Raw genomic sequence first — 23,777 nt, 5'->3', positions numbered from 1 at the left:
TTAGCCAATCTGATATAGAGACAGCAATTGAGAATAAAAAGCCCGAAGCATTCACATGCTTCGGGCTTTTCTTTATGGGTAGACTCAATACTTATTCATCATCCAGAGGGATCAGCTTAGTGCTACCACCGTGGATCTTCTCACGTTTTCTCTGCACCATAGCATAGAAGCTCGGAATCAGGAAAGTACCAGCAAGAAGTACGCAGAGCAGACCACCAATGAGGGAGATACCCAGTGAGTTCTGGCTCACATGACCTGCGCCTGACGCGAAGATCAATGGAAAGATACCTAAGATAAATGACCAAGATGTCATGTTTACGGCACGGAAACGAAGCTTACCACCTTGTACCGCTGCACTGTTAATTTCGTCCTCTTTCTCTTCACGCTCTTGCTTGGCGAATTCTACAATCAGGATTGCGTTCTTCGCCGCGAGCGCTATAAGCAGAACAAGCCCTATCTGTGCGTACAAGTTGAGCGGTGTTCCAGTCAAGTTCAATGCGAGGAAGGAACCTAACGTCGCCACTGGCACCACTAGGATGATCGCCAGAGGAATACTCCAACTCTCATACTGCGCCACCATGAACAGGTAAATAAAGATCAACGCCAATGCAAACGCGAAAATGGCTTGGTTACCTGCCAGTACTTCTTGGTAAGCCATGCCCGACCATTCGTACGTGTAACCTTGCGGTAGCACTTCAGCCGCAACACGTTCCATTGCTGAAATTGCGTCACCACTTGAGTAACCCGGCGCTGGTTGACCTTGAATGATCGCGCTGCGGTACATGTTGTATCGCCATGCGACATCGGGTTCAAACACTTGCTCATAGCTGACTAGTGTACTTAGTGGCACCATATCGCCGCTTGAAGAACGCACGTGGAAACGCGCCAGATCTCCCATGCTACTACGGTGCTCACTGTCCGCTTGCATGGTGACGCGGAAGTTCTTACCAAACATGGTAAAGTCGTTCACGTACAGTGAGCCAAGATTACCTTGTAATGTTTGGAAGATAGACGACAGTGGTATACCCAACTGCTGCGCTTTCTCACGGTCAATATCGACATAGTAGTGTGGTACGTTTGCACGGAAAGTACTGAAGGTGTAAGCAATTTCTGGCGCTTGGTTTGCCGCCTGAATCATCTCACCCATTACCATCGACAAATCAGTACGGCTACGACCTAACGTATCCTCTAGTACGAACTCGAACCCCGATGCCGCGCCCATACCAGGTACTGCCGGTGGCCCCATAGCGAATACAATCGCTTGTGGCAGTTCCATCGCCGCACGACCATTAATACGGTTCGCAATCGCATTTGCTGCGTGCTCGCCGTCTAGTCCATTACGCATATCCCAGTCATGCAGTTTGATGAACAGAGACGCACCGTTCGATGCTGCTGCACCTGTCATGAATGAGTAACCATTCGCCACCGTGACACCATCGACTCCTGGCTCTTGTTCAACCATTTTCATCAGCTTATTGGTTACTTCCTCAGTTCGAGACAGTGATGCAGAATCCGGAAGCTGAACGTTCACCAACAAGATGCCTTTGTCTTCTTGAGGTACGAATGCGGTTGAGGTTGTTTTCGCGAAGAAAGTGACTGCCGCTACCGCTACGAAGAAAAAGGTAACCACTAGCAACGACTTCTTCACTAGAAAGCCCGCGATTTGACCATAGCGCGTTGTGACGCGTTCAAGACCACGGTTGAATGCTTGGAACCAACTTGCCGTGTTGCCACCGCCCTGCTTCAACACCAACGAACACAATGCTGGAGACAGCGTTAGCGCGTTGATAGATGAAATCATTACCGAGATACAGATCGTCAATGCAAACTGACGATACATGATGCCGGTAATTCCCGGCAACATGGCTACAGGTAGGAATACCGCCAAAAGAACCAATGTCGAGGTAATGATTGGGCCCGTTACCTCTTTCATCGCTAGCAACGTTGCTTTACGCGGAGAAATGGTTGGATCTTTCGCCATGGTGGTATCCACGTTCTCGATAACCAGAATCGCATCATCTACTACGATACCGATGGCGAGGATCAAGCCGAACAGGGTTACCGTATTTATGGTAAAGCCCGTTGCCTGCATGATGGCGAACGTACCGATAAGCGAAACAGGAATCGCGACAACTGGGATCAAGGTTGCTCGCGCACTGCCTAAGAACAGATACGTCACCGCGATTACAAGCAAGATCGCTTCAATCAGCGTCTTCACTACGCCCTTGATCGATTCTGCAACGAACACGGTTGTATCGTAACTGGTTTCGTAAGCCATGCCTTCTGGGAAGTTGGAGCTTAAACGATCGAGTAACGCCATTACCGCTTGACCACTTTCCAATGCGTTTGCATCTGACTGAAGTGACAGCGCTACGATAGACGCATCTTGACCACGGAACTTGCCGTTACCGTCGTAGAACTTCTTACCAAGCTCAACTCGTGCAACGTCTTTTAGATAAACGGTAGAGCCATCTGGATTGGCGCGAAGCACCACATCCTCAAACTCGTTCACGCCTTCTAGACGACCTTTGGTCACTAGGTTGAACTGAACTTCTTGAGGGTTATTGTACGGCGCAGCTCCGATACGACCAGCCGCGACCTGCACGTTTTGCTCCGCCAATGCTGAGTAAACATCTGTCGTAGTAAGGTTCAGGTTAGCCATTTTTTCTGGGTCTAACCAAACACGCATCGCGTATTCACCACCACCGATCACGTTAACTTCACTGATACCTTTGACGCGCGCCAACTGGTCTTTTACGTTCAGGTTGATGTAGTTGATGAGGAATTTATCATCGTACTTACCGTCTGGTGAGTAGAAGTTCAGAACCATCAACAAGTCCGGAGAACGCTTTTTAACCGTAACACCTACCATGCGCACTTCTTGAGGCAATTTTGACTCAATTTGTGAGACACGGTTTTGCACGTTAACCTGAGCCATGTCTGGATCAGTGCCCACATCGAAGGTTACGTTCAGGCTGTAAGAACCATCATTGGCACTCTTTGAAGACATGTAGATCATGTTTTCTACGCCGTTCACCGAGGTTTCTATTGGGTCAGCTATCGCTTGCTCCACCACCTCAGCGCTTGCACCTGTGTAGAATGCCGTCACACTCACCGATGGCGGACTGATTTTTGGATATTCAGCAACCGGCAAGATCGCTAAAGAGATGGCTCCTGCCAACGTCAATATGATCGAGATAACCAGTGCGAATTTCGGTCTTTGAATAAAGAAACGACTTAGCATTGCCCCTCCTACTTCTTATCTTGGTCAGGAGATTGAACTCGCACTTCTACCCCGTTACGTACACGTTGTAGACCCTGCGTAATCACCGTTTCATCCTTCTTTAGACCCTCACTAATGATGATGCCTTGATCTACCTGAGAGCCCAATTTAACATTGCGGCGCTCTGCGATATTGCCCTCAGCCATCACCATCACGAAGTTACCTTCAAGATCCGTTTGAACTGCGCGACGAGGAACTACGAGCACATCTTTCGCATTCTTATCACGCAAATTGACTTTAATATGCTGGCCAGGAAGAAGCTGCTGTTCTGGGTTTGGTACCAGCGCTCGCATCGCAATCGTCCCGGTTTGGGTATTAATTCGGTTGCCCAAGAAATCTAACTGTCCTAAATGCGTATAGTATTCGCCGTTTTCTAGCTCTAACTGCACCTCGACACTGCTCGACTCTGCACTGCCGTCACCTTTAATGCCATCCATACCTAGGGACAAACGTTCACGCTCACTCACGCTGAATGAAGTATGTACTGGGTCTAGGCTCACTAGCGTGGTCAGAATGCCAGAAGATGGCGAAAGCAGATCACCGGTACTCACTTTACTGTCACTGATACGACCGCTAAATGGTGCGCGGATTTGGGTGTAAGAAAGGTTTACTTCTGCAAGCTTGAGCTGAGCGTTTGCCGCCTCAAGCTCTGCGCGAGCACCAAGCAACGTAGCCGTCAAGGCGTCGAATTCAGATTGAGAGATACTGCCACGTGGCAACAAATTCTTGCCACGTTGGTGGTCGAGTTCCGCTTTCTTTAGGGCTGCTTTTGCTTGAGCTAGCGCCGCTTTTGCACTCGCCACTTGCGCGGCAAAAGAAGAAGGTTCGATGGAGTACAACAATTGCCCTTTCTCCACCATCTGACCTTCGTCAAAATGACGAGCTTCAAGATAGCCGGAGACTTGTGCCGTGATATTCGTATCTTCTAAAGCTTCAATGCGACCGATGTAAGACTTACTCGGTTGGTAGTCAATAATTGTGACATCCTGCGTCACAACAAGAGGAGCTTGCGACCCCTTCTGGGCATTATTTGCTTCTCCGCAACCCGCGAGGATAGCTGTTGCCGCCATTAGTGCGACGAGTGGTTTCTTTTGCATGTATTTACCGTCTTTATGGAACAGGATTCGTTTGAAAATACCTTAACCATACAGGGGTATTTGTCCGAAAACTTCAAGATAATCAAAGGAAAATGTATCAAAGTGTAAGGCAGATAATCAACTTATAAATTGGCGATACTATAAGCCAAATAGTTTGGAAACAGGCTCTTGCTACAGTGTGAAACTGATGTGATTTCCACTGTAGAGGTAGCAGTTTTGATACAAAGCGTGATTCGGAAGTTTTAAAAAATGCAAACTTCTCTGCCACATAGTGCGATTTGCCTATTTTTTTAAAAAAAATACGTTATCATTCAGCTAATTCAAAGCCTTCGACCGAGAGGATAAGTATGATTTCTAAATGGGCGAAACGTTTTTACCAAATGGCCGAATTGGTTGCCTCTTGGAGTAAAGACCCATCGACACAAGTTGGTGCCGTGATCACTAATCAGAACCGAATTGTTTCCGTCGGCTTTAACGGCTACCCTCATGGCGTTTCTGACAGTGTGGATACGGACGAACGGGAACTCAAGTACCTAAAAACATTACATGCGGAAGAGAACGCAATTCTCTTTTCTAAACGTGATTTGGATGGCTGTGATATTTGGGTTACGCACTTCCCTTGCCCAAACTGTGCCGCAAAAATAATCCAAACGGGGATCTCTCGCGTGCATTGCCCGGAACAATCAGAAGACTTCTTATCTCGCTGGGCAGATAAGATACAAGTAAGCCAAGACATGTTCGACCAAGCAGGCGTCGAAGTTGACTGGTTACCAATTGATAAGATTGAAGACAATGACGTCCGTTAATCAAATCATTGACAAAGAAAACAATGACTAGAAAGTAATAAGGCCCAGACAATGTCTGGGCCTTATTACTTGTCTCAAGTTCGTTAAGCTTGTTTTGTCGCCGTCAATTCAGCAATTTTCACAATAACTTGTACCGATTTTTCCATCATCTCAACCGAGATAAACTCGTGGATACCATGAAAGTTATAACCACCAGTGAAAATGTTCGGACAAGGCAAGCCCATAAACGACAGACGCGCACCATCTGTGCCACCTCGAATAGGCTTAATGAGCGGTTCCACATCACATGCTTCCATTGCTTGTTTCGCTAAATCGATGATGTGTGGATACGGCTCAACCATTTCACGCATGTTGTAATAGTTATCTGTTAGCTTCAATTCAACCGAACCGTGTTTTAGCTCTACATTCATCTCATCCACAAGCTTCTGTATGAAAGCTTTACGGCTTTCCAAACCTTCACGGTCAAAATCGCGGATGATGTAGCCTAGTTCACTACGAGCGACACCAAGTTCACCCGATTTGAGGTGGAAGAAACCTTCGTAACCTTCTGTCGCCTCTGGTGTTTGATCTTCTGGCATTTGCACTTGGAATTTGGCGGCCAAATTCATTGCGTTAACCAATTTACCTTTTGCTGTGCCTGGGTGAACGCTCACGCCGTGAAAAATCACATCGGCGCTTGCTGCATTGAAGTTTTCGTATTGCAACTCACCTTGTGGTCCACCATCGACAGTGTAAGCCCACTTCGCACCAAACTTCTCCACATCAAATAAATCTGCACCACGGCCAATCTCTTCATCTGGGGTAAAACCGACACAAATATCGCCGTGTGGGATGCTTGGGTTTTCAATCAACATAGCGATAGCCGATAGAATTTCAGCAATGCCAGCTTTGTTATCTGCGCCGAGCAATGTCGTACCATCAGTGGTGATGAGATTGTGACCATGTAACTCATGCAAATCAGGATATTGCACTGGTGATAACACTTCATTCCCTAAACCTAACGCAATATCACCGCCATGGTAATCTTCTATAAACTGGGGAGTGACATTTTTCCCAGAAGCATCTGGCGCAGTATCCATATGGGCAATGAAACCAATAGCCGGAACATCATAGTCAACATTGGATGGTAGCTTTGCCATTAGATAGCCGTTATCAGTGAGCGTGACACTACTAAGCCCAAGCTCTAACATTTCTTTCTTTAAATATTCCGCAAACACCGATTGACCAGGGCTACTAGGGCAGACGGTTTCATTGGGATTTGATTGGGTATCGAACGTGACGTAGCGAAGAAATCGGTCAACTAAATGCTTCATAATAATTCTCATTGTTTTGGCGTAAAGGCTATCGCTGTTCAGTGTATTACGATGAGCCTATCTAACATTTTTCTCCATGCATGTTACGCACATAGCATAATAAGAAATTGCTTTGAATCATTTTTTGTATAGAAAGTTCACAAGGTAGATATGAACACAATGAATCATTATAAACTATTGGACCCTGTAAATAATTCAGTCCATTAACTCTTCCGCTAACTCGCGCCATTCTCTTACTTTATTATGAAAATATTTCCACTGCTTATCACTCATCGAGTTAGATATATCCAATGTGAATTCATCGGTGAGCGCGATATTATGATTAATATTCTTACTCAATTGTTCACTATAATAACTTTCCGGTTCGAACAATAACTGCATGAAGACTTGCTGATAAACAGAACGGTTGGATTTATTATCAAAAAGATATTTAAGTTCTTGATATATTGAAGAGCGGTAGTTACGCCATAATTGGCTATTAATGAGAACCTCTTCAGAAAGTTGTTTTGCTCGCGCTCTTTGTTCACTAGACAATGCCCCTATCCACTCTTCCATCCACTCCTCCGTATTATCGAGCACCATTTTTCTTAATTCCTGCTCCGGCTTACCCGCATATTTATTATCTTTTTCTTCATATCGTTCTTTAACACTATCAAGAAACTCTCGTTGCTGCTTTTCAGTGAGCTGCATGCTGAGGGAGAAAAGGTCTGGTGCCGCTTTGGAAACAAGGCGTTGGTAATGAGCTCGTACCATGTCGCGATTTTTTTGCAGCACATCAAACGTTACCTCTCTTTTCCGTATCACTTCTAACGACTTCAAGTGCTCAATATAGACTGGTAACTCCTCTTTCTTATGCCAATCTGCCAATAACAAAATTCGCTCTTCCAGTAACGACTCCTGTTCAGCGTCAAGAGAGACATAGTTGTCTAAATATTCAATGACAATCCAATCAATGTTGCTGTAAAAAAATTTCTTTGTGCAGCCAACGAACAATAGAATAGACATCAAAATTATGCCATAACGACCGACTTTATTAGAAAAATACTGTAATTTCATGGCACTTACACACTCCCTTTCTCGCGATTAAGTTCTATACTCAATCTGTAAGCGGCAAACTTACCCCCTTCGGGCAACGGATCATTGCCACCCTTTTAGTATATAGAGTTTAAAATTAGCTTTTTGATCACAATTATCGGCAAAAAAGTGGATTAGGGCACATTTTAGCTCACAATTTAAACTAAATGCCATGTGATAAATGGCACTAATTTTGCGTGATAAAATAAATATTGGTTAAGGAGACGTAGCATGTCTGCTGCAGAGCAACTTGATACGAGCGTAGAGTACGAAATCCTCTACTTTGAACAGGGGAGAATGCACAGTATGAAAGTGGTCGCTCAAGATAAAAAAGCGGCACTCCATTACTATTTAGAGTGCGGAAAACACAACAATGATTTGTATTCCATTCGCCCAGACAAATAAAAAGCCGCCAATGCTTGGCGGTTCTTTTAATACCTAAAGATATTATTGCGAACGCTAACAAATTATTTGGTTTCACCAAATCGTTCTAAATACAGGACTGTTGCTGCTGTACGAGATGGCACTTGGAGCTTCTTGAGCAAACTTTTCATGTGTACTTTGACTGTCGATTCAGAAATGAACAAACGGTCAGCGATTTGTTTATTGCGGAAGCCACGCGCAACCTCTTGTAGGATTTGAGTTTCACGATCGGTCAGTGAATCAAATACATCTTCTTGCTCAGAACGTTCACTTAGATACTTCGCTACCGCTTGACTGTACGTCTTATCGCCTTCATGTGCTTGCTTTAACAAAGTAACAAGTTCATCTGGCTCTGTGTCTTTTAACAGATAACCATCTGCACCGCTGCGTACGATCGCCTCAATATCCGTTGGGCTATCAGAGACGGTCAAGATTACGATTAGTGCTTCACAGCCATCTGCACGTAGCGCTTTTAGCGTATCCAACCCTGACATGCCTTTCATGTTAAGATCAAGAAGTATTAAATCCAGCTTGAGCTCATGCGCTTTAGCGACCGCATCGGCGCCATTACTGGCCTCTGCAATAACTTCAAACTCTGGCTCAAAACTCAAAAGCTGATGAATACCACGTCGCATCAGTGGGTGATCATCCACCAGCATTACTTTACACATTGCCAATGTTTACTTCCTTACTATGTTGGAATTCTAGTCTTACGATACAACCATGATTTTTCGATGCATCGATGCTGAGTTTACCATGCAACCTTGTCGCACGTTCTTGCATAATACTCATACCGTAATGATTTAATTTTTCGTCTTGCTGCTCAAAGCCTATACCATCATCGGTGACCGTCACAGTGATCTTTCCATCAGATTCAAGGCATTGGATTTCAATATATCTTGCTTGGGCATGCTTGATCGCATTAATTGTCGCTTCCCTGACCAACAGCAATAGGTGCACCTGCTGATGTGCATCTAATGCTGTCGAAGATAACTCATTCTTTAGCAAGATTTCAGCCGGTGTCTGCTCCTCTAAGGTAGAAACCATCTCTTGCAGAGCCTGACCAAAGCTGCCTTCTTTGATGGTTAGGCGGAAAGTCGTCAACAGTTCGCGTAACTGGGTATATGCGGCCGATAGCCCCGTATCAAGCTCAGTAATGACTTGATTCGTTTGTTCTATCGCTCGCTCATCCGGGATACTCTTTACATTACGCTTTAGGAGTGTTACCTGGATTTTCAAATAAGACAAAGCTTGTGCCAATGAATCATGCAGTTCACGAGCAATGGTCGCACGCTCTTCCATCAATAACAGTTGTTCGGCTTGCCGCTGTGCACGGTTGTAATATACCGCACGAGATAAGATCTGCACAAAGTTATCGATTAGTGCTTCATTAGGGCAAGGTAAGCCCGCTTTCCAATGTAGATAGCCTAAATGCTCTCCATCCAAAGTGAGTGTTTTCCTATGGCATTCACTATCACACCCGTAGTGGCATTGCTCTCCTTCAGTCAAGATCCAATTTGACTCTCCAATTTGGTCGATTTCGAGCATAACGGCACGAATGCCTTCTAGGCTGGCAATGTGTTGCAAAATCGCTTGGAAGTTCTCTTGGCTGATACGTGATGCCGTTAGTTGCTGCGAGGAGTCATACAGCACTTGCAGCGATTGGTTCGCATGTTGCAGTTTGCGTGTTTTTTCATCCACCGCTTGCTCTAAGCCCCGATACAGCTTACCTAAGTCCATCGCCATACGATTAAAAGTACGCGTTAATATACCCATCTCATTATCGCTAGAGACATTAAGTGTCACTTCAAACGAACGGTTCTTAATTTGTTCACTCGCAAACACCAACGCTCGTAATGGCCTTACGACTTCTATTCGAACAAAATGCACAACAAACAAACTTAGACATAGAATGCCGCCTAGGCCTAGCCCACCAATCCACGCTAAGTTAATCAACTTTTGTTCTGAGTAGTTTTGTAACTTAAATACAAACTCATCAATTTGCTGCACAAACCCCGCAACTAACACCAAATACTGAGCCCGATCTTGGCTCTCTAATACCAACTTTAGCTCATGCCAGCGAAGAATAAGGCGGTAATAGTCTTTAGTGATGTCTTTTGGTACAGACCAATGTTGAAGAGCACGCATCGAAGGCGAATAAATCGAGCCTTCAAATAAGTTAATGTGTGATGCATAGTCTACAGATTCACTCTGAATATCATGCGCCAAACGATAACTCTGCATGCGCATAGAACCAGCAACATTTACGGCTTCAGCATCGTTTAAGCTTGACGCCAACGTAACAATCGCGAACCCCGTCGTTGCAACAGATAAAAGCAAAATCAGCATCATCGCAGATGCAATTGTGCGCGTTACTGACTTTTTCACATTTTTAAACAACTCGACACTCCGCCTATTTGATAACCTTGCATCCGTATTCACAACACGCATTATCTTTTAACTTTATCAATATGTGATCACCTGCGGTTGAATTTATTGATCCAAAACAACATTACCTCCTAATTAACCCCTTAGAGGTATTTATGCAAATATGTCAAAAACTACAATTTCATGTCCTTAAATGAAAGTTTATTAACAAAGTAAATGATTATGCTTAATTTGGGTTTCAATTGTTGAGGTAACTTAGTGGTAGACCTTTCGAAAAGAAGACTCTTTGCAAAGAAAATACAGCAGGATAACTCTGTACGCCTTCCTTGGTTAGCCAATCCAACACAATTTACGGATGACTGCACCCGCTGCGGAAAATGCATTGAAGCTTGTGAAACAAGAATCATCACTAAAAACGACGGTGGATTTCCTGCGGTCGATTTTGCGATTAATGAATGCACTTTTTGTTACCAATGTGTTGATGCCTGTCCAGAGAAGCTATTTCTAACCGAAGCTGAGCAGCCTTGGCTAGCAAAAGCCGCTATTACAGATAGCTGCTTAGCGAAGCAAAATGTCGAGTGCCGTAGCTGCGGTGACGTGTGTGAGTCAATGGTAATCAAGTTCAAATTAGAACTGGGCAAGGTGGCACAACCGAAATTAGACCTTGATGAATGTAACGGATGTGGCGCATGTGTTTCTGTGTGCCCTACGTCAGCCATCAATGTGAGCAATATAACCGCCTAATGCCCAAGAGGACAAAATTAGGCAACAAAAAGCGAGAGATAACTATGGCACTAAACGAAGTGCACATTTCAAGCATCGTGGTTCATGTCGCCCCTCAACATTTAGAGGCCATAAAAACGCAAATCGAAACGTTCGACAATGCCGAAATTTATGGTGACAGCCCTGAGGGCAAAATCGTGGTGGTGCTAGAAACCGAGAACCAAGGTTTCATTACCGACACTATCGATGCGATTAATAATTTACCGGATGTTTTGAGCACAGTACTGGTTTATCACCAAATCGAAACTGGGTTTGAAGAAACGGAAGAAAAAGACACTGGAACACAACATTCCCAAATCGAGGGTGAAGTATGAAAATGACAAGACGTGCGTTTGTAAAAGCAAACGCAGCTGCATCAGCTGCTGCTGTCGCAGGTATTACACTACCGGCTTCTGCAACCAATCTGATTGCAAGCTCTGATCAAACCAAAATCACATGGGACAAAGCGCCTTGTCGTTTCTGTGGTACTGGCTGTTCTGTTCTTGTTGGTACACAAAACGGCAAAGTGGTCGCGACTCAGGGTGACCCTGAAGCACCAGTAAACAAAGGCCTTAACTGTATCAAAGGTTACTTCCTTTCTAAGATCATGTACGGTCAAGACCGTCTGACTCAGCCTCTTCTACGTATGAAAGATGGCAAATACAGCAAAGACGGCGACTTCGCGCCTGTATCTTGGGATACCGCTTTCGACATCATGGCTGAAAAATGGAAAGCATCACTAGAAACGAAAGGTCCAACAAGCATTGGTATGTTTGGTTCAGGCCAATGGACAGTAATGGAAGGTTACGCGGCCGCTAAAATGATGAAAGCGGGCTTCCGCTCTAATAACATCGACCCGAATGCACGCCACTGTATGGCATCGGCTGTCGTGGGCTTCATGCGCGCATTTGGTATTGATGAACCAATGGGTTGTTACGATGACTTCGAGAACGCAGATTCTTTCGTTCTTTGGGGTTCAAACATGGCAGAAATGCACCCAGTGCTTTGGACTCGCATTACTGACCGCCGTCTAAGCCATCCTCACGTAAAAGTAAATGTGCTTTCTACTTATTACCATCGTTCATTTGAGTTGGCAGATCACGGCTACATTTTCACCCCTCAGTCTGACCTTGCGATTGCCAACTTCATCGCGAACTACATCATCGAAAACGATGCCGTGAACTGGGATTTCGTGAACAAGCACACCAACTTTACTCAAGCAGATACAGACATCGGTTACGGCCTGCGTGACGACGATCCGCTGCAAAAAGCAGCGAAGAACCCGAACTCTGGCAAGCTGACTCCTATCTCATTCGAAGAATACAAAAAGTCAGTTGCGCCATACACAGTGGAGAAAGCATCTGAAATCTCTGGCGTTGAAAAAGAGAAGCTAATCGAGCTTGCGAAGCAATACGCGGATCCAAACACGAAAGTGATGTCGCTATGGACGATGGGTATGAACCAACATACTCGCGGTGTATGGATGAACAACTTGGTTTACAACATCCACCTACTAACCGGTAAGATTGCGACTCCGGGTAACAGCCCATTCTCACTAACTGGTCAGCCATCAGCGTGTGGTACGGCTCGTGAGGTTGGTACGTTTGCTCACCGTCTACCAGCAGACATGGTGGTTGCTAACCCTAAACACCGTAAGATCGCAGAAGACATCTGGAAACTACCAGAAGGTACCATCCCACCGAAACCGGGTTTCCACGCAGTACTGCAAGACCGTATGCTGCATGATGGCGTGCTGAACTGTTACTGGGTTCAATGTAACAACAATATGCAAGCGGGTCCAAACATTAACTCTGAACGTCTTCCAGGTTACCGTAACCCTGACAACTTCATCGTTGTTTCTGACCCATACCCAACAGCAACCGCGCAAGCAGCTGACCTTGTTCTTCCTACCGCAATGTGGATCGAGAAAGAAGGTGCTTACGGTAACGCAGAGCGTCGTACTCAAGCTTGGTACCAACAAGTTGAGACCATCGGTGATGCCAAATCTGATCTATGGCAGGTAATGGAATTCTCGAAACGCTTCAAGATGGAAGACGTGTGGCCAGAAGAGCTACTTGCAAAAGCACCTGAGTACCGCGGTAAGACTATGTACGACATGCTGTTCAAAAACGGTCAAGTCGACAAATTCCCTATAGAAGAAGCACGTGAGATGAACGATGATGCTCACCACTTCGGCTACTACGTACAGAAAGGCCTGTTCGAAGAGTACGCGACGTTTGGTCGTGGTCACGGTCACGATTTGGCACCATACGATGTTTACCACACTGTACGTGGTCTGCGCTGGCCAGTTGTTGATGGAAAAGAAACACAATGGCGCTTTAAAGAAGGATCTGACCCATATGCGAAAGCAGGGTCAGGTTGGGACTTCTACGGCAATGCCGATGGTAAAGCGAAGATCATTTCTGCACCATACGAAGCGCCACCAGAAGTACCAAACGAAGAGTTTGACCTATGGCTATGTACTGGCCGAGTTCTTGAGCATTGGCACACAGGTACTATGACTCGTCGTGTACCAGAACTATACAAAGCGGTACCTGACGCGTTGGTTTACATGCATCCTGCTGATGCGAAGAAACGTAACGTACGTCGTGGTGAAGAAGTTCTGATTACAAACAAACGTGGTGAAGTTCGCGTTCGCGTTGAAACTCGCGGCCGTAACCGTCCACCTGAAGGCTTGGTATTCGTACCGTTCTTTGATGCTCGTATTTTGATTAACAAGTTGATTCTTGATGCGACTGACCCTCTGTCTAAACAGACAGACTTTAAGAAGTGTCCAGTCAAAATCACGAAAATTGCTTAACCGTCAAACAACGAATGCAAGGGCCGTCTACTCGGCGGCCTAAAAAGAATTTAAGCCATAAGGCGGAGATGAAATGATGAAAAAATACCTTATCGCACTTTTATCTGTAGGTGCTTTATTGACAGGCGTTGCACAAGCAGAGCTGGATAATCCAGGTGGCACAGGCGGTCTAGACTCGCTACGTGGCAGCACGCAACTTGAAGACACTCGTCCTGCAGATGATTTCAAAGACTTTCCAAAAGACCAAATCGTTGCAGACAGCTATGTATATCAGCCGCCACTGATCCCACACAGCATCCGTAACTACGAAGTGTCTTTGAACGCAAACAAATGTCTAGCCTGTCACAGCTGGAAAAACGCTAAAGACGCAGGCGCGACCAAAATCAGTGTAACGCACTACGTTAACCGAGAAGACGCAGTATTGGCAGACATGTCTCCACGTCGCTACTTCTGTTTGCAATGTCACGTTCCACAAACCAGTGCTACCCCACTAGTGGAAAACGAGTTTAAGGCAGTCGATTCGCTTCAATAATTGAAACGCGAATACTAAGAGGTTACTTATGAAAATACTTAAAGCGTTTTGGAAGAGACTGTCGAGCCCAAGTAAAGCTGCCGCTGGTGTAGTTTTATTCCTAGGCTTCGCTGGTGGTCTTCTGTTTTGGGGCGCATTCAACACGGGTATGGAAGCGACCAACACAGAAGAATTTTGTTCTGGCTGTCACGCTCCTATTGTCGCTGAAATTCAAGAAACGATTCACTACTCGAACCGCTCTGGTGTTCGTGCAATCTGTTCAGACTGTCACGTACCACACGAATGGACCGATAAGATCGTTCGTAAAGTTCAAGCGTCTAAAGAGCTGTTTGCACACTTCGTAACGAAGACTATCGATACGCCGGAGAAATTCCAAGCTCGTCGTGCACACCTAGCAGAACGTGAATGGGTGCGTATGAAGCAGAACGATTCTCTGGAATGTCGTAACTGTCACCAGTTCGATTACATGGACTACTCACAGCAAGGTAAACGTGCTGCGGCCCAACACTCAACCGCTTTGGCTTCAGGCGACAAAACTTGTGTAGATTGTCATAAAGGTATCGCACACAAACTGCCTGACATGCACGGCGTTGAAGGCTGGCAATAAGGAGAAATACAGACAATGAGTAATCTTGAATCCTTTATCTGGCACTTCCTTGGATACAGCGCAATGCCAGTCATTATTCTTTCCGGCTTTATCGGAGTAGCAGCAATCTCTCTATGGCTACTCTCACTAGGTAAGGATAAAGAGGTCTAAACCGCCTCTACCAGTCAACTTTTTGCCCATTTTGTTGACGAAAAACGCCAAGCATCCACTTGGCGTTTTTGTTAATAGCACCAACTCCATACCTTCCACTAATAAAAAAGCGGCCGTAAAAGACCGCAATAACTTACTGCTATAGGGAACTGTCTACGCGCCTTCTAATGGCAGCGTCTGCTTAACGTACTCACCCGGTGCAGGGCCAATCAAAGGGTGGTTTTCAGAACCGATAGAGAAAGGCTCAACTTGCTCTTTCGTGTTGAATGTCAATAGCCATTCATGCCAATGCGTCCACCAAGATCCTTCTTTGTAGTCTGCGTTGCTGAACCATTCATCTGCAGAATCATCAAGGTTATCGTTCAGCCAATAGCCATATTTATTCTTTGCTGGAGGGTTTACAATGCCCGCAATATGGCCTGATTGACCAAGCACGAATGTCTTGTTGCCACCTGTATTCAGCGCACCGCGATAGGTACCCTGCCAAAGCGCAATATGATCTTCTTTCGTAGATATAAAATAGCTAGGAATTTTGATCTTATTCAAATCAATCCATACACCACCAATCTTCACCCCTTTATCTTGAACGAGCTTATTCTCAAGGTAAAGCTCTCGAAGCAGGAAGTTGTGTGAAGCCGCACTTACGTTGGTGCTGTCACTATTCCAATACAATAAATCGAAATCTACTGGGCTATTACCTTTTAGATAATTATCTACGTAGTAATTCCAATACAAACTGTTTTCACGTAGCAGACTGAACGTCACACTCAATGAACGACCATCCATGTATCCCTTTGCGTTATTCTGTGCCTCGACCGCACTGATAATGGTGTCGTTAATGTAAGCACCGACTTCACCCGGCTGAGAGAAATCCAACAACGTGGTAAAGAAGGTCGCTGATTTGATGCGCTTTTTCATACGCTTGGCAGCATAATACGCCACAGTACTGGCAAGCACTGTACCACCAATACAATAGCCAGCCGCATTAATTTGCTCTTGTCCTGTGATGTCTTCAATCGCGGCAACCGCTTTAACTACGCCGTCGGTGACGTAATCTCCAAACTCAACATTCGCTTGAGCTTTACCAGGGTTGCGCCATGACATCATAAAGACACTGTGCCCCTGCTCAAGCAACCAACGCACCATCGAGTTCTTCTCGGTCAAATCGAGAATATAATATTTGTTAATGAAAGGTGGTACGATAAGAAGCGGCGTAGCGTTGACCTTCTCCGTCAATGGACGGTACTGAATCAATTCAAATAAATCATTCTTAAATACCACGTCTCCTTTTGTAGTCGCAACATCGTCCCCTAGGCGAAAAGCGTTATTATTCGTCATCCGAACTTTCAAAATGTCCGCACTCGATTCGAAATCCTCTTTTAACTGCTCTAAACCAGTTAAAAGGTTTTCGCCATTTTGCTCTAGCGTAAGCTTAAGTAGTTCGGGATTGGTTGCGATAAAGTTCGAAGGAGACAGTGCGTTGATCGCCTGACGAGAAAAGAAAATGATACGTTCTTTTGTTTTTTCATCTAAACCGTCTAACGATTCAACGGTATCTAAATAGGTTTTGCTAAATAAAAGATAAGATTGCTTGATGAAGCTATACATCGCTTCGTTTTGCCAAGCTTCATTAGAAAAACGCTTGTCGCCCTTTTCTGCCTCAATAATTTGATTCTGGTTACCAATCAAAGCAACATTTTGCCAAATCTGTAACTGTTGCTCCCACCATTGCGCTTGCAAGTTCAAAAGCTTAGCTGGTTGATTCGCCACTTGCTCGAAGAGTTTGGCAGTATCTTCAAGATTCACTTCTTGCATGGCCTTATTCAAAGGAGAGTTCACGGCTGCCTTGTTGAGTTCGAGATCATGCCACCACTGTTGATTGGTTTCCTGAAGCTTAACAAGATAGTCCGAAAAGAAGTGTTGAAACATAGTCTTACTCCTATACTCGGAAAAAACAACGCCGCCCAGAAAACGGGCGGCGAAAATCTGACAAATTACGCAGGAGTAACAGTCTTTAGGTTTTCCGAAGTCATTTTTTCAACGTCTTCTTTGAACTCTTTTGCGATCGACTGCAGCTTATTGCTATCATCCATCATTTGCTGAGAAAGCTTAGTCAGAACAGCTAGCTGCTGGCTGTTGAATGCGGTAAGAGAAGTCACATCTTTGATTTCAGATGCCGATTTCATTTGATTTAAGCCCACTTCGCTGTAAGTACGAATAGCGTTCAGTTGAAGTTCAGTCAGAACTTCAACGTTCTTAGTCACTAGCTTGTTGAACTTCAGGTATGGTTCAAACGTTTTTTCAGTTTGATCACTAAAAGTTTTGAAGAAATCAGTGTACATGGTTTATCTCCTAAAGAAAGAATTAAAAATTTCCGTTTTAATAACTATTTAACGGCTTTTACAACCACAGCCGTGCCCATACCGCCGCCCACACAAAGTGAAGCAACACCGTACTGACCGTCTTGTTTGTGAAGTTCGTGTACTAGCGTAACCAGAATACGGTTACCCGACGCACCGAGTGGGTGACCCAATGCGATAGCACCACCATTAAAGTTGGCCTTATCTTGAATTGAGCTCACTGGTACTTGGTTAGTTTCTGCCAGTTTATGAATTACACCTAGCGCTTGTGCAGCAAAAGCTTCATTCAATTCATAAACATCGATATCGCTGGTTTTCAGCTCAGCTTTTTGCAGCGCCTTATTCACTGATTCCACAGGACCAAGACCCATAATCTTCGGATCTAAACCCGATTGAGCGTAGCTCACCACCTCAGCAATCGGTGTCAAACCGTGCGCTTGAACCGCGCTTTCTGATGCTAGAATGATGGCACTTGCACCGTCGTTAATGCCAGAAGCGTTCCCTGCTGTCACCGTACCTTCTCGGTCAAACGCAGGGCGCAACTTACTCAGACCTTCTAGCGTTGCATTCGCTTTTGGGTATTCATCTGTATCAAATACGACGGTTTCGCGACGTTGCGTGACTTCTACTGGTACAATTTCGTCTTTGAATTTGCCTGCTTCAATCGCTGCTACGGCTTTTTGCTGACTCGCTAATGCGTACTCATCTTGCTGTTGGCGAGATAAACCGACTTCTTTTGCTACGTTTTCCGCTGTCACACCCATGTGATATTGGTTGTAAACGTCCGTCAAACCATCAGCGATAAGAAGGTCTTTCAATTCCATGTTGCCCATTTTGTTACCATCGCGCACAACGCTAGGCACAATGAATGGGATTTGTGACATCACCTCAACGCCTGCAGCTACAACGACTTCTGCATCGCCACTGCGAATATGAGAAACGCCATCCATGACGGTTTTCATACCACTGCCGCAAACCATATTCACGCCATAAGCTGGAACTGTTTCTGGAATACCTGCATAGAGTGCCGCTTGACGCCCAACCCCCATGCCTTGGCCAGCGGCAATCACATTGCCGACAATCACTTCATCGACCTTATCGGCAGAAAGTGAGGCAGCCTCAAGTGCGCCTTTAATCGCGACCGCAGCAAGATTACCTGCTGAGGTATTTTTTAAACTTCCACCAAATGCACCAATTGGGGTACGTTTCGCAGCAACAATAAATACTTTTTCCATCATCGATACTCCTTAGTGCATATATAGGCCGCCATTCACCGACAATGTTTCGCCGGTGATGTACGCGCCTGCGTCACTTACTAAAAAGCTCACTGATGCGGCAATTTCTTCCGGCGAAGCCAAACGCCCCATTGGGATCTGATTGGTGATAGACTCCAAGACTTCAGGCTTCATTTTCTCGACCATCGGTGTGCCGGTATAACCCGGTGCAATAACGTTTACCGTAACGCCGGAACGCGCACCTTCATAAGCAAGCGCCTTTGAAAAACCAATCATGCCAGCTTTCGCTGCTGAGTAGTTTACTTGTCCGAACTGTCCTTTCAGACCATTCACAGAAGAGATATTGATGATACGACCACTGCCTTTCTCGCACATTGCAGCAAATACCGGTTGAGTAACATTGAACAAACTGTTTAAGTTGGTGTTGATAACGTCGTTCCACGCTTGAGCGGTCATTTTTTTGAAGACGCCATCTCGAGTGATACCTGCGTTGTTAATGACAACATCAATCGTTCCTTCTTCCTGAAGTAACTGTACCAACTTATCAGAACATTCGATTGTGTTCGTCACGTCTAACTCAAAAAGGCGTACTTGATCTTTATCAAACCCTTTTTCATTAAACCATTCGGAAGCCGACTCGTAGTTTCCAGTTGAGTAAGTTGCAATTACGCGGAAACCATCATTGACTAATTGAGAAGTAATAGCAGAACCAATTCCGCCTTTTGATCCAGTGATCAAAGCCACTTTTTTCATTGTAGACCCCATTCTTTGCAGCATTAATAATTAATCTAAGTAGGACAGAGGTAAATAATTTACCAACTAACGTGTTTTTTATTCTATCGGCAACAATTCCTTTGCAGCCCTTCGCTTTAAATTAACCAAAAAATATTACATATCAATTAAAACTCTAATCACTTTGCATAAAATTGATGTAGATCTCATTCGCAATGAAATATTACAGAAATGTTAATTACATCCAACCCGTTGTTTCTAATTAGATTAAATTTAAAATGGCCCCCTTCAAATGCAATAATAAACCTTTAAATTCAGACGCTTATGAATAAAAAATCATTCGTTACATCAACTGGTGACTTGAGTTCTTACTATTATTTATTTGTGTAAATACTCTAACTAAATTATTTACCCATAATTTAAAACGGTCAAATAAACTATATTTATATTAAACTACCGATAAACATCCTAGGTAATTACATTTGTAGCCTCAAACATAACAGACGCATATATCATTTGTACTATATTATATGAATACATTAAACATTTATTGCCTGCCTATATTTGGTGCATTACGCACTAATATGTAACAAATACAAATATTTATTATCGTGTTGGTCTACCGTTATGAATAACATTTACTCAATCAAGTAGGCGGAGGCCTCACCGCCTCCGTCCTCTCACACTACCGTACTAGCGTGGGTCGCATACGGCCGTTCCAAGGTGGGCTAACTTTTGCTAACTTAAGTTCACTATTTAGCTTCAACTCCATTGTGGCTTGTCTCTCTTCGTTAGTAACAGTTCCGTTTCAGACTTCACCGCCATTTCTAACGTAGCTGTAGGATTCCTATTCTTTACAGAGACTCCGTAAACACTGAGAATCTGCTAACTGTTTCCTTAAACCTTGGTTCAGGCCTTCCCTACTTCGTAGGTACTATGCCCTCTGCTGACTTCTTCTCAATCTTCATCCAGCATCACTGCTAGCCTAGTCACAAGGACAAGTGATAAGATCTCCCGAGGTAAGATGCCACCCTTTCCCATCGCTCTACCTGATTTACATAATCACACTTCTGTTCGAGACTTTGGGCGATTCTATCTGTTGCTAGGTTACCCAAGCTGATTATGCTTACTTATCTGATTTTTGTCCGCCAAAGCTATGTTTTGCCATTTGCTTCCTTCAGATTCCACTTCACGATGGACACCCTTGCATCGGCTAACGCTACCTGCTCGACAAGATACTTAGAGGACTTTCACCTCCTAGGTTGACACCATGCTCGGTGCACAATAAACATGCTCGGTGCACAATAAAAAAGCGCCACTCGAAACGAGTGGCGCTTGCACTTTTTTTACCTTAAATACTCAACCTTATGGCGTAGCGTCTATCTCGACTGGTAAGTAGTGTCTTGGTTCGAGCTTCAACCATTCTGGCAAAACCGTACCAATAGAGATAGATGACCATGTTCCAGACAGTACACCAATAAACATTGCCGTAGAGAAACCAGCCAAAGCTGATCCTCCCATAATCCATAGTGCACCAACAGTGATCAACGTAGTACCCGATGTCACCATGGTACGAGAGAACGTCGCCAAAACAGCTTCATCGTTAATCTGCTCAATTTTCCAATTTTGCTTCGCAACCAGCAATTCACGGATTCGGTCGGCGATGATGATGGAATCGTTCAGTGAGTAACCGAGAATCGCCAGAATCGCGGCAAACACTGTAAGGTTAAATTCCATTTGCGTGATAGCGAAAAAGCCCAACACTAAAATCACATCGTGCGCTAATGCGAACAGTGAACCACTCGCTAGTCGCCATTCGAACCGGAAACATAAGTAACCAAGAATGGTCAGGACTGACACCAACAATGCTAAACCGCCTTGTTCAAACAAATCTTGGCCTACTTGTGCACCAACAATACTGTTACTTACCACTTCCACTTGGTGTGAGATCGGCTTAAGTGTCTCTGCCACGCTTGGTAACGTTTGCCCCTCTGCCGGGACTGAGTAACGAATCACCCAGCGACCATCTTCACCCGAGCGGGTTACCGATGCCGATTCCCCCAACTTAGGCTGCAATGCTTCGAGCAGGTCAGGATTGGTTAATTGTTTATCGACTTTCACTTCGGTAACCATACCACCAGTGAAATCTAGACCTAAATGTAGCCCTTTCATCCCAAGAGCAAGTAAAGAAACGATCGTCAGAGCGACTGAAATGACCGTAGTGAAATAACGAAGTTTACGAATATTTTGTTTTAGCATTTCAACCATGATTAAACCCTCACATCACGACGGCCGTCACGGCCCCAAACTAGATTGATCATTGCACGAGAAGCGAATACGCCAGTAAACATACTGGTCATCAGCCCCAAACCTAGCGTTAATGCAAAGCCTTGGATTGGACCATTACCGATGGCGTACAAAATCACTGCAGTGATCATGGTTGTGATGTTGGCATCTAGGATGGTTACAAATGCACTATCAAAACCTAAGTCAATCGCCTGAGCGAAACTTCGGCCTTCTCGCATCTTGTCTTTAATACGTTCAAATATGATTACGTTGGTATCTACCGCCATACCCACCGTTAGCACCAAGCCAGCGATACCAGGAAGTGTCAAAACAGCACCAGGAAGTAGCGCGATTAGACCAAGCAAACAAAGCATATTTGCACACAGTGCAACGTTTGCAACCCAGCCCAAACGGCGGTACCAAAGCGCCATGAATGTAAGTGTTAGGCCCATACCTAACGCCAACGCTGCAAAACCATTTTGAATATTTTCGGTCCCTAGAGAAGCCCCGATAGTACGTTCTTCAACGATAGTAACTGGCGCAGTCAATGAACCTGCACGAAGCAACAATGCAAGTTGCTGTGCTTCATCCATACTACCCGCTCCGGTGATACGGAATTGGCTACCTAGTTGAGATTGAATCGTTGCAACACTGATCACGCGCTCACTACGTTCAGTCATACCGCGGTCATTGGTTTTGTACTCACGATATACTGTCGCCATAAGCTTACCAATATGCGTTGCAGAGAAGTCACTCATCTTTTTGCCACCCGCGTGGTCTAGAGAGATGTTCACTTCTGACATGCCCATTTGGTCGATACCAGCACGCGCATCAACAATGTGCTCACCCGTCAGTAATGGACGCTTGGCCAGTATCACGGTTCTGTCATCATTATCTTGCAACACTAAGTCTTGGTTACTGCGAGCTTGACTCGCATCTTTTACTTCGTAAAACGCTAAACTTGCGGTTGCACCAATAACATTTTTCGCTTGTGCAGGATCTTGAACGCCAGGAAGCTCAATACGTATACTATCTTTACCTTGGCGCTGAACCATGGCTTCCGTAATGCCTAGCTCTTCAATACGACCACGCATGATCTTCACGTTTTGTTGCAAGGTCGTGGTTTCAAATTCTTGAATACTCTGCTCACTAGGTTGAAGGTCAAAACCGCGATCTGAGCTCGTCATTTGCCAACCTAGGTAATTTTGACGAATGAATTGGCTAGCCGCTTTCAAAGCATCATCATTATCGCTGTTAACCGCAATATGGTTGCCAGACTCAGCACGTACCTGCACACCACGGATACGCTGTTCACGTAGGTTCGCTTTGATCTCATCGATCAACGCATCACGTTGCTCTTCAAAGGCCTTATTTACATCAACATTAAGTAAAAATTGGACGCCACCGCGAAGATCTAGACCGAGTTTGATTGGACTAAAGCCCATTTCGTTTAGCCAATCTGGTGCGACCGATACGTATGAAAATGTAATGCTGTCACCCTTGTCTAATTCTTCATTGAGCAGAGCACGTGCTTTACTTTGTGCATCTTCCCCATCAAAAACCATGGTTGTTTTCCCGTCTTTCTCAATGATCTTAGACACGGGAATGTTGTGCTTTTTTAGAAGTTGATCGAGTTGAACGACCGACATCGCACTGTTGTTTCGGTCCGCAAACGTCACCTGAATCGATGGTTGCTCACCAAACCAAGTGGGGATTGCACTTAGCGTTAAAATAATGATGGTCGTAACAAGGACGACGTATTTCCATGCTGAGTAATGATTCAGCACTTTTGTTGTCTTTTGTGGTTTTGGTGTTTTCTTCATGTAAACATCATCCCTTCGCTGCTCAGCGAAGACTCAATTAGTTAAATTCAAGACACGACAACACACCCACCTGAACACATTCAGG

General features: G+C 44.8%; 20 protein-coding genes. 8 read left to right on the top strand and 12 right to left on the bottom strand.

Annotated features, from left to right (window positions below):
* Nucleotides 1–91 precede the first annotated feature (91 nt).
* Together vmeZ and vmeY are read right to left on the bottom strand one after the other, a co-directional pair.
* Complete coding sequence (vmeZ, locus tag ACVA54_RS07480; RefSeq protein ID WP_119464407.1) at nt 92–3,244, bottom strand: multidrug efflux RND transporter permease subunit VmeZ; 3,153 nt, start codon at nt 3,242–3,244, stop codon at nt 92–94.
* 8 nt (nt 3,245–3,252) lie between these two features.
* Complete coding sequence (gene vmeY / locus ACVA54_RS07475) at nt 3,253–4,380, bottom strand: multidrug efflux RND transporter periplasmic adaptor subunit VmeY (RefSeq protein ID WP_099079043.1); 1,128 nt, start codon at nt 4,378–4,380, stop codon at nt 3,253–3,255.
* A 347-nt stretch (nt 4,381–4,727) separates the two neighbouring features.
* Here vmeY and ACVA54_RS07470 point away from each other — a divergent pair, with 347 nt between their 5' ends.
* Nucleotides 4,728–5,186 (top strand): dCMP deaminase family protein, encoded by a 459-nt coding sequence (locus ACVA54_RS07470; RefSeq protein ID WP_099079044.1) that lies wholly within the window; start codon nt 4,728–4,730, stop codon nt 5,184–5,186.
* Nucleotides 5,187–5,269: 83 nt separating this feature from the next.
* Here the strand turns inward: ACVA54_RS07470 and pepT are convergent, their stop codons facing one another.
* Together pepT and ACVA54_RS07460 are read right to left on the bottom strand one after the other, a co-directional pair.
* The gene (gene pepT, locus ACVA54_RS07465; protein ID WP_446649497.1) at nt 5,270–6,499 is read right to left on the bottom strand and encodes a peptidase T; all 1,230 of its coding nucleotides are present in this window, start codon (nt 6,497–6,499) and stop codon (nt 5,270–5,272) included.
* A gap of 195 nt (nt 6,500–6,694) precedes the next feature.
* Nucleotides 6,695–7,555, bottom strand: coding sequence for a DUF6279 family lipoprotein (locus ACVA54_RS07460; RefSeq protein ID WP_446579407.1), 861 nt, complete (start codon nt 7,553–7,555; stop codon nt 6,695–6,697).
* Between the two features lie 249 nt (nt 7,556–7,804).
* On the opposite strand from ACVA54_RS07460, the gene ACVA54_RS07455 reads away from it, so the two are divergent.
* Nucleotides 7,805–7,978, top strand: a complete 174-nt coding sequence (locus ACVA54_RS07455; RefSeq protein ID WP_099079047.1) for an RNA helicase — start codon at nt 7,805–7,807, stop codon at nt 7,976–7,978.
* Between the two features lie 62 nt (nt 7,979–8,040).
* Here ACVA54_RS07455 and ACVA54_RS07450 read toward each other — a convergent pair whose 3' ends face one another.
* Both ACVA54_RS07450 and narQ read right to left on the bottom strand, forming a co-directional pair.
* The gene (locus ACVA54_RS07450) at nt 8,041–8,673 is read right to left on the bottom strand and encodes a response regulator (RefSeq protein ID WP_446642074.1); all 633 of its coding nucleotides are present in this window, start codon (nt 8,671–8,673) and stop codon (nt 8,041–8,043) included.
* The gene (narQ, locus tag ACVA54_RS07445) at nt 8,660–10,396 is read right to left on the bottom strand and encodes a nitrate/nitrite two-component system sensor histidine kinase NarQ (protein WP_119464405.1); all 1,737 of its coding nucleotides are present in this window, start codon (nt 10,394–10,396) and stop codon (nt 8,660–8,662) included. Before narQ ends, ACVA54_RS07450 begins: the two co-directional genes overlap by 14 nt.
* Nucleotides 10,397–10,642: 246 nt before the next feature.
* Between narQ and napF the strand changes: the two genes are divergently transcribed.
* The 6 genes from napF (at nt 10,643) to ACVA54_RS07415 (ending at nt 15,256) form a co-directional block, all read left to right on the top strand.
* On the top strand, nt 10,643–11,128 hold the full coding sequence (gene napF / locus ACVA54_RS07440) for a ferredoxin-type protein NapF (RefSeq protein ID WP_099079050.1): 486 nt from the start codon (nt 10,643–10,645) through the stop codon (nt 11,126–11,128).
* Nucleotides 11,129–11,172: 44 nt separating this feature from the next.
* A complete protein-coding gene (locus ACVA54_RS07435) occupies nt 11,173–11,481 on the top strand; it encodes a chaperone NapD (protein WP_099079051.1) in 309 nt (102 codons plus the stop codon).
* Nucleotides 11,478–13,967: a periplasmic nitrate reductase subunit alpha gene (gene napA / locus ACVA54_RS07430; RefSeq protein WP_099079052.1), complete on the top strand. Its 2,490-nt coding sequence runs from the start codon at nt 11,478–11,480 to the stop codon at nt 13,965–13,967. Before ACVA54_RS07435 ends, napA begins: the two co-directional genes overlap by 4 nt.
* A 76-nt stretch (nt 13,968–14,043) precedes the next feature.
* Nucleotides 14,044–14,499 (top strand): nitrate reductase cytochrome c-type subunit, encoded by a 456-nt coding sequence (locus tag ACVA54_RS07425; RefSeq protein ID WP_099079099.1) that lies wholly within the window; start codon nt 14,044–14,046, stop codon nt 14,497–14,499.
* Nucleotides 14,500–14,527: 28 nt separating this feature from the next.
* Nucleotides 14,528–15,106: a NapC/NirT family cytochrome c gene (locus ACVA54_RS07420; protein WP_099079053.1), complete on the top strand. Its 579-nt coding sequence runs from the start codon at nt 14,528–14,530 to the stop codon at nt 15,104–15,106.
* A 15-nt stretch (nt 15,107–15,121) separates the two neighbouring features.
* Complete coding sequence (locus ACVA54_RS07415; RefSeq protein WP_009841022.1) at nt 15,122–15,256, top strand: TIGR02808 family protein; 135 nt, start codon at nt 15,122–15,124, stop codon at nt 15,254–15,256.
* Nucleotides 15,257–15,409: 153 nt separating this feature from the next.
* Here ACVA54_RS07415 and phaC read toward each other — a convergent pair whose 3' ends face one another.
* The 6 genes from phaC to secD form a co-directional block, all read right to left on the bottom strand.
* Complete coding sequence (phaC, locus tag ACVA54_RS07410; RefSeq protein WP_099079054.1) at nt 15,410–17,185, bottom strand: class I poly(R)-hydroxyalkanoic acid synthase; 1,776 nt, start codon at nt 17,183–17,185, stop codon at nt 15,410–15,412.
* 65 nt (nt 17,186–17,250) lie between these two features.
* Nucleotides 17,251–17,598, bottom strand: a complete 348-nt coding sequence (locus ACVA54_RS07405; protein WP_099079055.1) for a phasin family protein — start codon at nt 17,596–17,598, stop codon at nt 17,251–17,253.
* Between the two features lie 44 nt (nt 17,599–17,642).
* Complete coding sequence (locus ACVA54_RS07400; RefSeq protein ID WP_099079100.1) at nt 17,643–18,851, bottom strand: acetyl-CoA C-acetyltransferase; 1,209 nt, start codon at nt 18,849–18,851, stop codon at nt 17,643–17,645.
* Nucleotides 18,852–18,863: 12 nt separating this feature from the next.
* Nucleotides 18,864–19,604, bottom strand: a complete 741-nt coding sequence (locus tag ACVA54_RS07395) for an SDR family oxidoreductase (RefSeq protein ID WP_119464402.1) — start codon at nt 19,602–19,604, stop codon at nt 18,864–18,866.
* 1,344 nt (nt 19,605–20,948) lie between these two features.
* On the bottom strand, nt 20,949–21,851 hold the full coding sequence (gene secF, locus ACVA54_RS07390) for a protein translocase subunit SecF (protein ID WP_119464401.1): 903 nt from the start codon (nt 21,849–21,851) through the stop codon (nt 20,949–20,951).
* Nucleotides 21,852–21,853: 2 nt separating this feature from the next.
* Nucleotides 21,854–23,692, bottom strand: coding sequence for a protein translocase subunit SecD (secD, locus tag ACVA54_RS07385; protein WP_446579402.1), 1,839 nt, complete (start codon nt 23,690–23,692; stop codon nt 21,854–21,856).
* Between the last annotated feature and the right edge of the window lie 85 nt (nt 23,693–23,777).

The organism is Vibrio sp. PNB23_22_6 (assembly GCF_052877535.1).
This window is presented reverse-complemented; position numbering and strand designations above follow the sequence as displayed.